This is a genomic window from Actinoplanes flavus (assembly GCF_017592555.1).
GTDB lineage: Bacteria > Actinomycetota > Actinomycetes > Mycobacteriales > Micromonosporaceae > Actinoplanes > Actinoplanes flavus.
The window spans coordinates 73,723-87,590 of record NZ_JAGFNS010000031.1 but is presented as its reverse complement, the minus strand read 5'-3'; the positions used below and the strand labels follow the sequence as shown (position 1 = coordinate 87,590).

At 71.7% G+C, this 13,868-nt stretch carries 12 protein-coding genes; 5 read left to right on the top strand and 7 right to left on the bottom strand.

What is annotated here, in order from left to right:
• Window positions 1-41 precede the first annotated feature (41 nt).
• The 4 genes from J5X75_RS35405 to J5X75_RS35390 all read right to left on the bottom strand — a co-directional run bounded on the left by J5X75_RS35405 (window position 42) and on the right by J5X75_RS35390 (window position 4,901).
• Entirely contained in the window at window positions 42-1,508 is a 1,467-nt protein-coding gene (locus J5X75_RS35405) for an ATP-binding protein (protein ID WP_208471998.1), read from the bottom strand.
• Window positions 1,509-1,510: 2 nt separating this feature from the next.
• Window positions 1,511-3,166 carry an NAD(P)/FAD-dependent oxidoreductase gene (locus J5X75_RS35400; RefSeq protein WP_208471997.1) on the bottom strand — a complete coding sequence of 552 codons (1,656 nt, stop codon included), beginning with the start codon at window positions 3,164-3,166 and terminating at the stop codon, window positions 1,511-1,513.
• Window positions 3,167-3,231: 65 nt separating this feature from the next.
• Window positions 3,232-3,741 (bottom strand): FBP domain-containing protein, encoded by a 510-nt coding sequence (locus J5X75_RS35395; RefSeq protein ID WP_208471996.1) that lies wholly within the window; start codon window positions 3,739-3,741, stop codon window positions 3,232-3,234.
• 182 nt (window positions 3,742-3,923) lie between these two features.
• Entirely contained in the window at window positions 3,924-4,901 is a 978-nt protein-coding gene (locus tag J5X75_RS35390; protein WP_208471995.1) for a class I SAM-dependent methyltransferase, read from the bottom strand.
• Window positions 4,902-5,028: 127 nt separating this feature from the next.
• On the opposite strand from J5X75_RS35390, the gene J5X75_RS35385 reads away from it, so the two are divergent.
• Window positions 5,029-5,424, top strand: coding sequence for a hypothetical protein (locus J5X75_RS35385; protein ID WP_208471994.1), 396 nt, complete (start codon window positions 5,029-5,031; stop codon window positions 5,422-5,424).
• Here the strand turns inward: J5X75_RS35385 and J5X75_RS35380 are convergent.
• On the bottom strand, window positions 5,413-6,090 hold the full coding sequence (locus J5X75_RS35380) for an adenosylcobinamide amidohydrolase (RefSeq protein WP_208471993.1): 678 nt from the start codon (window positions 6,088-6,090) through the stop codon (window positions 5,413-5,415). The genes J5X75_RS35385 and J5X75_RS35380 overlap by 12 nt on opposite strands.
• 10 nt (window positions 6,091-6,100) lie before the next feature.
• The gene (locus J5X75_RS35375) at window positions 6,101-6,640 is read right to left on the bottom strand and encodes a GNAT family N-acetyltransferase (RefSeq protein WP_208471992.1); all 540 of its coding nucleotides are present in this window, start codon (window positions 6,638-6,640) and stop codon (window positions 6,101-6,103) included.
• A gap of 60 nt (window positions 6,641-6,700) precedes the next feature.
• Here J5X75_RS35375 and J5X75_RS35370 point away from each other — a divergent pair, with 60 nt between their 5' ends.
• Window positions 6,701-7,672 (top strand): Acg family FMN-binding oxidoreductase, encoded by a 972-nt coding sequence (locus tag J5X75_RS35370; protein WP_208471991.1) that lies wholly within the window; start codon window positions 6,701-6,703, stop codon window positions 7,670-7,672.
• 128 nt (window positions 7,673-7,800) lie between these two features.
• On the opposite strand, the gene J5X75_RS35365 is transcribed toward J5X75_RS35370, so the two are convergent.
• Window positions 7,801-9,471 (bottom strand): sulfatase-like hydrolase/transferase, encoded by a 1,671-nt coding sequence (locus J5X75_RS35365; protein ID WP_208471990.1) that lies wholly within the window; start codon window positions 9,469-9,471, stop codon window positions 7,801-7,803.
• An 88-nt stretch (window positions 9,472-9,559) separates the two neighbouring features.
• Between J5X75_RS35365 and J5X75_RS35360 the strand changes: the two genes are divergently transcribed.
• Genes J5X75_RS35360 through J5X75_RS35350 form a run of 3 tightly spaced genes read left to right on the top strand, consistent with a single transcriptional unit; the run spans window position 9,560 to window position 13,862 of the window.
• Window positions 9,560-10,174, top strand: a complete 615-nt coding sequence (locus J5X75_RS35360) for a TetR/AcrR family transcriptional regulator (protein ID WP_208471989.1) — start codon at window positions 9,560-9,562, stop codon at window positions 10,172-10,174.
• The gene (locus tag J5X75_RS35355; RefSeq protein ID WP_208471988.1) at window positions 10,168-11,907 is read left to right on the top strand and encodes an ABC transporter ATP-binding protein; all 1,740 of its coding nucleotides are present in this window, start codon (window positions 10,168-10,170) and stop codon (window positions 11,905-11,907) included. Before J5X75_RS35360 ends, J5X75_RS35355 begins: the two co-directional genes overlap by 7 nt.
• On the top strand, window positions 11,904-13,862 hold the full coding sequence (locus tag J5X75_RS35350) for an ABC transporter ATP-binding protein (RefSeq protein ID WP_208471987.1): 1,959 nt from the start codon (window positions 11,904-11,906) through the stop codon (window positions 13,860-13,862). Before J5X75_RS35355 ends, J5X75_RS35350 begins: the two co-directional genes overlap by 4 nt.
• Window positions 13,863-13,868: the final 6 nt, after the last annotated feature.

The window sequence follows — 13,868 nt, the reverse complement described above, 5'->3', positions numbered from 1 at the left end:
GGCGGCCGCGGACGGGGTGGCCGCCCCCTGGCGCCTCGGCCTCAGGACGACGCGGGCTCGGCGAACGGCAGCCTGACCAGGAACCGGGTGTCACCCGGCTGCGACTCCAGCGCGATGTCGCCGCCGTGGCCGTTGACCACGATCCGGTACGAGATGTCCAGGCCCAGCCCGGTGCCCTCGCCGACCGGCTTGGTGGTGAAGAACGGCTCGAAGACCCGCTTCCGGATCTCCGGCGGCACGCCCGGGCCGGTGTCCCCGATCGACACCACGAGCCGGTCGTCCTCCCGGTACGTCCGGATGGTCAACGTGCCCACCCCGGACATGGCCTGGACCGCGTTGTCGATCAAATTGGTCCACACCTGGTTCAGCTCGGCCGGATGAGCCGGGATCTGCGGCAGCTCCCGGTCGTACTCCTTCACCACCTCGACCCCGTCGCCGATCTTGTGGGCCAGCATCACGAGCGTGCTCTCCAGGCCGACGTGCACGTCGATCCACTGGTGCGCGGCCCGGTCCAGGTGCGAGTACTGCTTCGCCGAGTGCACCAGCGACGACACCCGGCCGGTGGCGTCCTCGATGTCGCTCATCAGCTGCTCGGTCTCCAGTGCGTACCCGATCCAGTGGATCGCCTGGTCGAGCAGCTCCGGCGAGGCGAGCCGGGACTCCAGCTCGGTGAGGCACGCGGTGTCGATGCCGCCCTGCGCGAAGACCGGGGCCACGTCCCAGCCGCCGGTGATGTTCCGCTCGTCCATCCACTCGCCGAGCGCGTCCTCCAGGTCGGCGGTCTGCATCGCGGTCAGCGCCGGTGACTTCGCGGCCCGCTCGATCACCTCCTCCTGCAACTCCAGGAGCGCGGTGAGCCGGTCCGGGGCCACCTTGCCGGCCGCCAGCTTGCCGAGTTTCATCCGCATGGCGGCGACCCGCTGGCGCAGGGCGCTGGTGGCCCGGGCGGCGGCCGCCGCCGGATTGTTCAGCTCGTGCATGAGGCCGGCCGAGAGCGCGCCGAGGGCGGCCAGCCGCTGCCGCTCCCCGATCGCGGCCTGCGAGCTGCGCATGCCCAGCGCCAGGCCCTCCAGCAGGTGGATCGCCATCGGGAACCACTCCCGCATGAGCCACCCGAAGTCGGCCGCGGACACCATGAAGAACTCGCTGTCGGAGAGCGCCCGCATCGACGCCATGTAGTTGCGGGGCACGCCGTCGTCACGCAGGTACGCCTGGGTGGCACCCATGTAGACGCCGCGCTGCTCGGTCCGGACCGTGGTGACCTCGTCCCCGCCGACCCGCCGGGTGAGCGCGATCGTGCCGCTGAGCAGCACGACGAACGCCTCGGCCGGGTCGCCCTCGCGGATCACCAGGCCGCCCGCCGGAACCCGCATGGTGCACCCGTGCGTGGCCAGCCAGCCGAGCTGCTCGTCGGTCAGCTTCTCGAACAGGAACAGCGTCCTCAGCTCGGCCGGGGTGAGCACCCCCGGCTCGCAGGGTTCGAGCCGGATCTCCTCGACGTCGGACATGCCTATGCCTCCAGGTAGCGGTGGACCAGCGCGACGGCCATCGCTCCCTCACCGACCGCCGAGGCCACCCGTTTCACCGAGCCGCCCCGGACGTCGCCGGCGGCGAAGATGCCGGGGACACTGCTCTCCAGATAGAACGGATCCCGGTCGCGATCCCATCCCCGCGGCCGTTCCCCGTCGACGAGCAGATCCGGCCCGGTACGGATGAAGCCCTTGTCGTCGCGCAGCACCGTGTCGCCGAGCCAGTCGGTCCGGGGTTCCGCGCCGATGAACACGAACAGGTAGCCGCACTCGACGGTCGCCTTCGTACCGTTCTTGCTGTCGCAGATGGTGATCGCCTGGAGGTGGCCCTCGCCCTGCGCCCCGATCACCTCGCAGCGGGTCCGCACCTCGATGTTCCCGACCTGGGCGAGCTGCTGGATCAGGTAGTACGACATGGACGCCTCGAGCGAGTCGCCGCGCACCAGGAGAGTGACGCGGCGGGCGTACCTCGAGAAGAACAACGCGGCCTGACCGGCCGAATTGGCGCCGCCGACGATGTAGACGTCGGTGCCGGCGCACGCCGGCCCCTCGGTGGCCGCCGACCCGTAGAACACTCCCGAACCGGTCAGGCCGGCGATCCCGTCGGCCACCAGCGGACGGTACGAGACCCCGGTGGCGAGCAGCACGGCGTGCGCGGAGACCTCGCCACCGTCGGCGAACGTGAGGGTGCGGGCGGACCCGTCCGTCCGCAGCCCCACCACCTCCCGCGTGGTCAGCGTCTCGGCCGCGAACTTGTCGGCCTGCCGGCGGGCCCGCTCGGTGAGCTGGGCGCCGGAGATCCCGTCCGGGAAGCCGAGGTAGTTCTCGATCCGGGAGCTCTGCCCGGCCTGGCCGCCGACCGCCTGCCGCTCGATCAGCAGCGTCTTGAGGCCCTCCGACCCGCCGTACACCGCGGCGCCGAGCCCGGCCGGCCCGCCGCCCACGATGATCAGGTCGTAGAAGTCGCGGCCCGGGTCGGTGGACAGGCCGGCCGCCCGCGCCACCTCCTGCACGGTCGGCCGGGACAGCGCCCGCCCGTCCGCGGTCACCACCAGCGGCACCGCCTCCGGCCCGGCATCCGCGGCCTCCAGCAGGCGGCGGCCCTCCGGCTCGTCGGCGGCGAGATACCGGTACGGAACCAGGTTGCGCGCCAGGAAGTCACGGATCCGGAAGGACGGCTCACTCCACCGGTGCCCGACCACCCGAATGTCCGGCTGCTCCCGGTCGCCGGCCGCCTGCCAGGCGTCGAGCAGCTGGTCCAGCACCGGGTAGAGCTTCTCCTCCGGCGGATCCCACGGCTTGAGCAGGTAGTGGTCGACGTCCACCACGTTGATCGCCTGGATCGCGGCGTCGGTGTCCGCGTACGCCGTGAGCAGCGCCCGCCGGGCGAACGGGAAGAGGTCCATCGCCTCCTCGAGGAACGCGATGCCGTTCATCTGCGGCATCCGGTAGTCGGCCAGCATCACCGCCACCCGGCTGCCGCGCAGCTTCAGCTCACGCAGCACCTCGAGCGCCTCCGCGCCGGACGACGCGCGAACGATCCGGTACCGGTCGCCGTAGCGGCGGCGCAGGTCACGCGCGATGGCGCGGGACACCGACGGGTCGTCGTCGACCGTGAGGATCGCGGCCTGGCCCATGTGTGGTCCTCAGCTCTCGTGTTCAGCGACTTCGACCATCCGCCCTCTGCAGCCTTCCATGCCGCTCAGCCGGCGGCCACCCGCGTGGTGAACGCGGCCAGGTTGGCCATCGCCCGGTCGATCCGCTCGGTCAGGGTGAGCGTCTCCTCCCGGCGGACCAGCCGCATCCTCGGCTGCCGCTTGCCCCGCAGATAGAGCGAGCAGGCCAGATCCGAGCAGAGGTACTCCCCCACGCTGTTGCCGTTGCGCCCCGCCGCACCGGCCAGCGGCGCCACGAACAGCGACACCCCCGACGCGGCGTGATCGGTCAGGCAGACCCGGCACATGCTCGACCGCGTCGCGCTGGCCCGCATCGCCTCCGGCCGGCGCAGCACGATCCCGGTCGGCCCGTCCGCCCCCGGCACCACGAGCAGCGCACGCTGCGGCGCCCCCGGGTCGGTCCAGCCGAGAAAGTCCAGGTCGGTCCAGGGGATGCTGTCGTCGGACAACCCCGGCGGCATCTTGATCCGGCTCGCCTCGCCCTTGCTGCAATTCACGAAGGAGCTGCGAATCTCCCTCTCACCGAGTGCCAACATGCCCGCGAAGCTAACCCAACACCAGGCTTCGCCTCACCCCATTTCCGGTACGGGCTGCGCCGCCCCGCCGCATCCCGGCAGTCCCGCCGAGCCCCGCGAGGCCCTGCCGGGTCGAGCCTGTGCCGCGCCCGCCGGGCTGAGATCGGTGGCCCGGGCCTGACCAGGCGGGAAAGGGGTTGGTCTCAGAGGCGGTCGGCCAGGGCCAGGAAGCGGTCCGGGACGTCCTCGTAGCTGCGCAGGCGCCAGCCGGAGCCGGCGAGCAGGGGGCCGAGGCACTCCTCGCTCATGGGTTCGCCGGAGCGGAGGGTGCGGCCGTGGCGGGCGGCCAGCTGGGCGCGGCCGGTGGGATGGAAGATCGCGAGGACACCGCCGGGGCGGGTGACGCGGGCCAGCTCGGCCAGGCCGGCCAGCGGGTCCGGGAGATGGTGGACCAGACCGGCCGCGAAGATCACGTCGGTGGAGGCGCCGGCGATCGGCAGGCGGCGGGCGTCGGCCAGGACCAGCGTGGCGCCGTCGTCGCGGCCGGCCTCGTGAGCCGCGGACAGCATGCCGGCGGTGAAGTCCAGGCCCAGCACCCGGCCGGTGGGGCCGGCGGCGGCGGACAGCGCGGGCAACGCCCGGCCGGTGCCGCAGCCCACGTCCAGCACGACGTGGCCGGGGCGGACGCCGGCCAGGCGGACGGCCTCGACGTAGCGGGGCATGTCGTCGCCGAACTTGGCGTCCCAGCCGGCGGCGCGGGCGGCGAAGAAGGCCTGGCTCTCCGACAGGTACCACCGGTCCGGGTCGGCCAGGTCGGGGTGCAGGTGGCGGATCACCGGCCAGTCCGGGTCACGGTGGTCGATCACCACCTGGGCGCGACGCTCGCCGTCCCCCTCGGCGAACCGGTGGCGGGGACCGCCGCGGAGGAAGACCAGAACCTGGTCGGTGGCCGGTTCGAGGACGTTGAGCGCGGAGTCGAACATGCCGCCGCCGGGGCCGGTCAGGCCGAGGACGGCGTCGACGTTCCAGGCGCGGGCGGTGGACGGGAAGGCGGCGGCCAGGCGGGCGGCGAACGCGGCCGCGGCGCCGGGATCGCCGCCGTCGACGATCACGGTGAGCGGGGCACGCGGCGCCAGCACCTCGGCGAGCAGGGCGGTCACTTCGGCGATGCGTTCCGGCACGCTCCTCAGCATGCCGGTGCGGGTGTGACGTGTGCAACGCCAGAACGGTCGTACATTTTGTGCCAGTTTGTCGACCAGCGGCGATCGGTGTACGGAACCTGCCCACCGTTCCGGCAGTCGAACCCGCATGCGAGGACTGATCGTCGTACTGATCGCCGCGGCGCTGGCGACCACCGGCTGCGCGGGCACCGGATCCCGGCCGGCGGACGGGCCCGAACCGCAGGCCGGCCCGGTCGAGCTCCGGATCGCCGTGGCGGAGCCGCTCACCGGGGACTTCGCACCGGTCGAGGAGGGGTTCGAGATCCAGCATCCGGGCATCGAGGTGCTGGTCGGCGAACCGGCCGAGCTCATCGTCACCGACGAGCCCCCGGCCCGGGCGGTCACCGGCGAGGTGGAGCGGATCGGCCCGCTGTGGGTCGTGCTCGTGGCCGGCGCCGGCGCGGAGGCCGCCTCGTTCGTGGAGTTCCTCCGGGACGGGGAGGGCCGGCGGATCCTGATCGACCGCGGCGTCCTACGTCCGTGACGCGGCCCGGCCCGACCACGAGCGGCCGGTGGCGAGATTGGTGGCGCCACCGTCGAGGACCGCGCGGTGCACGGCGCGGGCCAGCGGCGCGCCCCACCGGGAACGCGGGCCACCGTAGGCGGCCGGCGGCCCGTCCAGCGGGCAGAGCACACAGACCGCGTCGGTGGCCGTGCCGGTGGCGGCCAGCCCGAGTTCGGCGAGCGCCTGCGCCTTCGCCTCGGTGGCCGTGGCGATCGTGTTGATCAGGGCGCCGTCGGCGAGCCGCTGCGGCACCCAGACGACGATGTTGATCGTGCCGGGCCGGTGGCCGAAACCGACCGCCTCGGGGTCGGCCGCCTGGATCGGGGCGCCCAGGCCGACGGTCGCGTAGACCTGCACGCCGTCGTCGTCGACGGCCACCACGTCGGCCACGTCGACGCCGGTGAGCAGGCCGATGCCGGGCCCGGTGAGCCCGAGATCGGCGGCCAGAGCGGCCAGGTGCACGTCCGGGTCGGGCCGGGCGTACGACATCGCGACGGACGCGTTGACCAGCCACTCACGCGGCCCGGTGCCACCGCCGAGGACCGCGCTGGAGGCGGCGAGCAGCGGCCGCGGGAAGCGCCAGAGCAGCAGCGGCACGTCCAGGCCGTCCTCCTGGCGATGGGTGAGGGACGGTTCCGCGAACATCCTGCTCACCCTATTCCCACTCGCTGGCGAGGACCGCCCAGATCTCGGTGTCGTTGCGGACGCCCTGCCAGGGGTACGACTCCCGCAGCAGCGCCTCCCGCGTCATCCCGAGACGGCGGGCCACGTTGGAGCTGTTGGTGTTGGCGGGGTTGCAGTGCCACTCGACCCGGTGCATGCCGCGGGTCTTGACGGCCCAGTCGATCAGCACCCGGACCGCCCGGGTGATCAGCCCGCGCCCGGTGGCGGCCGGTTCCAGCCAGCAGCCGACCTCGCAGTTGCCGCTCCTGACGTCGAAGGCCACGAACATGGTGCCGCCGACCAGTGTCCCGTCGAGCCAGATGCCGTACAGCCGCTGGGTGTCGCGGGCGGTGTTGTCGGCGTAGCGCTGGAGGGTGGCGGTCGCGCTCTCCAGGTCGGTGCTGACGCTGGCCCACGGGATCCACGGGTCGACGGTGGCCCGGGCCCGGTCCATGTGGGCGAGGAACTCCGCGGCCTGCCAGGGTTCGAGGGGGCGCAACTCGGCGCCTTCGGCCAGTTCGATGGAGAACACGGGGGCAGCGTAGGCCCAAAGCCCGTACCGGGGGCCGACCGGGGCACGCACGATAGAGGTATGAGACACGCCGACGAGGTCAAGCGGGCGCTGGTGCAGGCGGCGGACGCCGCCCGGTTCGCCCCGTCGATCCACAACACACAGCCCTGGCGCTGGGTGGTCCGCGACGGCGCCCTCGAACTGTACGGGGTGGCCGAGCGCCAGTTGCACGAGCAGGATCCGGCCGGCCGGATGCTGCTGCTGAGCTGCGGAACCGCCCTGCATCACGCCCGGGTGGCGCTGGACGCCGAGGGCTTCCGCCACGAGGTGGAGCACCCGGCCGGCGAGCCGTTGGCGGTCGTCCGGCCGGTTCGGCAGGTGCCGGTGCGGCCGGAGGACACCCGGCACTTCCAGATGCTGCGGGTCCGGCGTACCGACCGGCGCACGGTGACCGACGAGCGGGTGCCCGAGGACACCCTGCGCCACCTCGTGAAGATCACCGAGGAGGCCGGGAGCCGGCTGCACGTGCTCGGCCGCGACCAGGTGATCGCGCTGGCCGTGGCGGTGGACCGGGCGCACCGCGCGGAGTCCGCCGACGGCCGGCTGGTGGCGGAGACGGCGACCTGGGTGGGCGGCGAGCGCGCCGAGGGGACCGGGATCCCGGCCTCGGCCCTGCCCGAGGAGGTGCCGCTCACCACGGTCGCCGAGCGTGACTTCGGGACGAGGGGCACGCTGGCGGCCGGTGACGGGCACGACCGGGCGGCGACCTACGCGGTGCTGTACGGCGACGGCGACGGCCCGGCGGACTGGCTGCGCGCCGGGGAGGCGCTGAGCGCCCTGTGGCTGGCCGCGACCGAGCAGGCGATCAACCTGCTGCCGTTGAGCGGCCCGGTGGAGGTCCCGCACACCCGGCGGACGCTGCGCCGGATGCTCGGCGACACCGGCTTCCCCTACCTCGCGATGCGGCTCGGCACCCTGGACCCGGCGCATTCGGCGCCGCCGAGGACGCCCCGGCTGCCGGCCGGCCAGATCATCGACATCGTGCCCGGCTGAGCCTGACCGGGCGGCTGGCGCCGCACGGTCCGACCCGGGCGGCTGGCGCCGCACGGGTCACCGGGTCAGGCTGAGAACCGGCCGGCTCCCCTGACGGGGAACCGGCCGGTTCAGGGCGGGAGGAGTGGTCAGTGCTGGTCGCCCTCGGGTCCGTAGGCGGCCAGGAAACGGTCCCGGAAGGTGTCCATCCGCCAGACGGGTGCGGCCGGGCCGGGTTTGACGCCGTCCTCCCAGCCCCAGGAGGCGATCCGGTCGAGAACCTTCGGGTCCTTGGCGACGATGGTGACCGGGACGTCGCGGTTGCCGCTGGTACCGGCGACGACCGGGGCCGGCGGGTGGTCACCCAGGAAGATCATGACGGTGTCGTCGCCGGCGTACTCGGTGAGGAAGCCGAGCAGGGTGTCGATCGAGTAGGCGACCGAGCGGGCGTACTCGGTACGGACCCGGCTCTCGTCCTTCCACAGGCTCTCCGGGCTGGGCGCGGCGGCCGCCGACGGGCCGTAGACGCTGCCGTCGCCGACCGCGTCCCAGTCGAGCATGCTGGGCACCGGCGTCCACGGGGTGTGGCTGGAGGTCAGCGTGATCTCGGCGAACATCCGGCCCCGGTCGATCCGGGAGTACTCCAGCCGGTTGAAGGCGGAGAGCACGTACTGGTCGGGCATCCGGGACCAGCTGAACGAGGGACCCCGGTAGCCGACGTTCCGTGAGTCGTAGAGCTGCTGGTAGCCGTAGAAGTCGCCCTCCGGCCAGGCGAAGGTGTGCCCGGGCTCGATGCCGACGGTCCGGTGCCCGGCGTCGCGGAAGGCCCGGGTGAGGGTGAGCCGGTCGGTGGCGACCAGGCTGCGGTACCGGCGCTCGTTGTCGATCCACAGCCCGGACTGGAAGGTGGAGTGCGCCAGCCAGCTGCCGCCGCCCGCGGTGGACGAGGAGAGCCACCCGCTGCGTGCGGCGAACCCGGCCGCCGCCAGCTTCTGGCCGTTGGCCGCGAGGCTGTTCAGCACGGCCGTGTTGTAGCGGGGGTCCTCCAGCGCGTTGCGGCCGTAGCTCTCCACGAACGAGAGGATCACGTCCTTGTCGCGCAGGGCGGTCAGCATGCTGTCGGCCGGCCGGTCCCGGTACGCGTCCACCTTCACCTCCCCGGCGAACCGTTTCCGGTCGGCCAGGTCGTTGGGCAGCGCGAGCGCGGTGTGTGCGGCCAGGTCGGCGGCGGTGTGCGAGGCGACCGGGATGCCGCCGATCAGCTGGAAGCTCATCGCGGTCAGGGCGATCCAGGCGGCGCCCACCGCGCCCAGGCCCCGCCAGGCCCAGGCGCGGTGGTTCTGGAGGATGCCGCTCAGCCGCAGCACCGCCCAGGTCATGGTGGCCACCAGCCCGATGGCGAGGAGCACCAGGCCGATCGCGACGGCGATGGCGGCGCCCCGGCCGATCGAGTCGGCCAGCACGGTGTAGCCGTCGTCGAACAGGATCCAGTCGAGGGCCGGGTCGAAGCGGCGCGCCAGCACCGCGAAGAAGCCGATGTCGATCATCTTGACCACGGTCAGCAGCCCGAGGGTGACGCCGAGCCCGGCGGCGAGCGGACGGCGGAACCGGCCGAGGCGCCCCCGATGCGGAAGCAGGAGCAGGATCGCCCCGGCGATCGGCGCCTCGACCGGAACTCGCAGGAGCGCGGTGAAGACCGAGTTTCCGGGCGGCAACCGGAAGATCTGGTCCGGCACGATCAGCGCCAGGAACACCAGCACGGCGGCGAATCCCGTGGTCAGGTGCCGGATGATCCGGCGGTACGGCTTCGTTGGGCTCACGTTCCCTTCATACGCCAGGCTCCCGGGTCCGGTTCGACGCGGGTTAAATCACTGGATGAGTGAGCGCTCGCTCATTAGAGTGGCCGCCATGGATTCCCGGCGAAGACGCGTCCCGGCCATGGCGCCGGAGGAACGGCGGGCCGCCCTCATCGAGGCGACCATCCCGCTGCTGCACGAGCACGGCCTGGAGGTGAGCACCCGGCAGATCGCCCACGCCGCCGGGGTGGCCGAGGGCACCATCTTCGGCGTCTTCGAGAGCAAGAGCCAGCTCGTGGTCTGCTCGGTGGTCAAGGCTCTGGACCCCCAGCCGACCCTCGACGCGCTGGCCGCGATCGATCCGGCCGCTCCGCTGCACGACCGGGTGGCCGCCGCCGCCGAGCTGGTGCACAGCCGGTTCATCGAGAACGCGCAGTTGATGAACGAGGCCCGGAAGCTCGTCTTCACGACCGCGCCGGACCCGGAGGCGCAGGCCCGGATGGCCGCGTCCCGGCAGCGGCTGCACGACGCCGTGGTCGGCCTCTTCACCCCCGACGCGGCACGGCTGCGGGTCACCCCCGAGCGGGCGGCCCGGCTGCTCCTGCTGCACTGCGGGGCCAACGCCTTCGGCCCCTTCGGCGAACCCGGCGAATTCAGTGGCGCCGACCTGGCGTCCCTTCTGCTCTACGGCATTCAGTCAGCGGAAACGGAGCACGAGAAGTGCTGATCAAGATACTCAGAGTCCATTTACGTCCGTACCGGAAGGACATCACCCTGGTGGTGCTCTTCCAGTTCCTCCAGACGATCGCGACGCTCTACCTGCCCGCGCTCAACGCCGACATCATCGACAACGGCGTGGTCAAGGGCGACACCGGCTACGTCATGCGGGTCGGCGCCGGGATGCTCGGCATCACCCTGCTCCAGATCGCCGCCCAGGGCGTGGCGGTGTATTTCGGCGCACGGACGGCGATGGCCGTCGGCCGTGACCTGCGCGCCTCGATCTTCGGCCGGGTGCAGAGCTTCTCCGCGCGTGAGGTGGGCCAGTTCGGCGCGCCCTCGCTGATCACCCGGATCACCAACGACGTCCAGCAGATCCAGATGCTGGTCCTGCTCACCTTCACGCTGATGGTCTCGGCGCCGATCATGTGCGTCGGCGGCATCGTGCTGGCGCTGCGCCTGGACGTGCCGCTCTCCTCGCTGCTGCTGGCCATCGTGCCGCTGCTGGTCATCGTGATCGGCCTGATCATCGTGCGGATGCGGCCGCTCTTCCGGTCCATGCAGGAGCGTCTCGACCGGGTCAACCAGGTGATGCGCGAGCAGATCACCGGCATCCGGGTGATCCGCGCGTTCGTCCGCGACGACCACGAGCGCAAGCGCTACGGCGCCGCCAACGCCGACCTCACCGACGTGTCGCTGCGGGTCGGCCGGATCATGGCGCTGATGTTCCCGACCGTGCTGCTGATCGTGAACCTGTCCAGCGTCGCGGTGCTGTGGTACGGCGGCCACCGGATCGACTCGGGCGGCATGGAGGTCGGCGAGCTCACCGCGTTCATCAGCTACCTCATGCAGATCCTCTTCTCGATCATGATGGCCACCTTCATGTTCATGATGGTGCCGCGCGCCGAGGTCTGCGCCGAGCGGATCGAGGAGGTGCTGAGCACCGCGTCCAGCGTGGCGGCGCCCACCGCGCCGGTCACCACCCTGTCGCGGCACGGCGAACTCGAACTCCGGGACGTCGGCTTCCGCTATCCGGGCGCCGAGGCGGGCGTCCTCTCCGGGGTCCACCTGAGCGCGCACCCCGGCGAGGTGACCGCGATCATCGGCAGCACCGGCAGCGGCAAGACCACCCTGCTCAACCTCGTCCCCCGGCTCTTCGACGCCACCGAGGGCCAGGTCCTGGTCGACGGCGTGGACGTCCGGGAGATCGACCCGGCCCTGCTGTCGTCGGTGATCGGCCTGGTCCCGCAGCGGCCGTATCTGTTCACCGGCACGATCGCGTCCAACCTGCGCTACGGCAACCCGGACGCCACCGACGAACAGCTCTGGGAGGCACTGGAGATCGCCCAGGCCCGCTCGTTCGTCGAGTCGATGGAGGGCCAGCTGGAGGCCCCGATCGCGCAGGGCGGCACCAACGTCTCCGGCGGTCAGCGGCAGCGGCTCGCGATCGCCCGCACCCTGGTGCACCGGCCGGAGATCTACCTGTTCGACGACTCCTTCTCGGCACTCGACTACACCACCGACGCGGCTCTGCGGGCGGCGCTGACCGAGCACATCACCGACGCCACCGTGGTGATCGTGGCGCAGCGGGTCAGCACCATCCGCGACGCCGACCGGATCATCGTGCTCGACGACGGCCGGGTGGTCGGCACCGGCACCCACGAGGAACTGATGGACACCAGCCCCACGTACCGCGAGATCGTCCTGTCCCAGCTCACGGTGGAGGAGGCGACCACCCGATGACTTCTCCCCAACGCCGTGGGCCGGTCCCGGGCGGGCCGCCGGCCGCCCGCATGATGATGGCCGGTGGGCCGCCGGAGAAACTCGAGGACTTCAAAGGGTCCACCAAGCGGCTGCTGAGACTGCTCAAGCCACAGCGGCTGCTCGTGGGCGGGGCGCTGGCCTTCGGCGCCCTCGGCGTCTTCCTGTCGGTGCTCGGGCCGTACCTTCTCGGCCACGCCACCGACGTGATCTTCGCCGGGGTGATCGGCCGGAAGCTGCCCGCCGGGATCACCCAGGACCAGGCCGTCGAAGGGCTGCGGGCGCGCGGCGAGGACACCCAGGCCGATCTGCTCAACGGGGTCGCCGACCTGGTCCCCGGGCAGGGCATCGACTTCGACCGGCTGATCCGGGTCCTCGCCTGGGTGGCGCTCATCTATGTGTTCGCCTGGGTCTTCGGCGTCCTCCAGGGCCGGCTCACCACCCGGGCCGTCCAGGCCGCCGTCTACCAGCTGCGGCAGGACGTGGAGGAGAAACTGGCCCGGCTGCCGCTGTCCTATTTCGACAAGCAGCCGCGCGGTGAGGTGCTGAGCCGCGCCACCAACGACACCGACAACATCGCGCAGACCCTCCAGCAGACGTTCGCCCAGCTCGTCACGGCACTGCTGACGATCATCGGCGTACTCGGGATGATGTTCTGGATCTCGCCCCTGCTGGCCCTGATCGCCCTGGTCACGGTGCCGGTGTCGATCTGGCTGACCACCGTGATCGGCAAGCGGTCGCAGCCCCAGTTCGTCGCACAGTGGAAGACCACCGGCCGGCTCAACGGGCACATCGAGGAGATGTTCACCGGGCACACGCTGGTCAAGGTCTTCGGCCGGCAGGACGAGGCGGCGGCGACCTTCAAGACCCACAACGATCATCTGTACGCGTCGAGCTTCCGTGCCCAGTTCATCTCCGGCCTGATCCAGCCCGCGATGATGTTCATCAGCAACGTCAACTACGTGCTGGTGGCGGTCGTCGGCGGTCTGCGGGTGGCGTCCGGCACCCTGACCCTCGGCGAGGTGCAGGCGTTCATCCAGTACAGCCGCCAGTTCAGCCAGCCGCTCACCCAGGTGGCCAGCATGGCGAACCTCGTACAGTCCGGGGTGGCCTCGGCCGAGCGGGTGTTCGCTCTGCTCGACGCGGAGGAGCAGTCCCCCGAGCCGGCGGTCGTGACGATGCCGTCGGTGCAGGGCCGGATCACCTTCGAAAACGTGTCGTTCCGGTACCTGCCGGACAAGCCGCTCATCGAGAACCTGTCGCTGACCGTCGAGCCCGGGCAGACCGTGGCGATCGTCGGTCCCACCGGCGCCGGCAAGACCACGCTGGTCAACCTGCTGATGCGGTTCTACGACGTGACCGGTGGCCGGATCACGCTGGACGGGGTGGACATCGCCGGCATGCCCCGCGAGCAGCTGCGGTCGCAGATCGGGATGGTCCTCCAGGACACCTGGCTGTTCGGCGGCAGCATCGCCGACAACATCGGGTACGGTGCCTCGTCCCCCGATCTCCCCGCCATCCACGCGGCGGCGGAGGCGGCCCACGTCGAAGGCTTCGTGCGGATGCTGCCGGACGGCTACGACACGAAGATCGACGAGGAGGGGTCGAACGTCAGCGCCGGCCAGAAGCAGCTGGTCACCATCGCACGGGCGTTCCTCGCCGAGCCGAGCATCCTGATCCTCGACGAGGCGACCAGCTCGGTCGACACCCGCACCGAGGTGCTGATCCAGCGGGCGATGGCGACCCTGCGTACCGGCCGGACCAGCTTCGTCATCGCACACCGCCTCTCCACCATCCGCGACGCCGACGTGATCCTGGTGATGGAGAACGGCACCATCGTCGAACAGGGCGACCACGATTCCCTGATCGCGGCCGACGGCGCGTACGCCCGCCTCTACTCGGCCCAGTTCGCCCAGGCGGTAGCCGAAGTGGACTGATTCGGG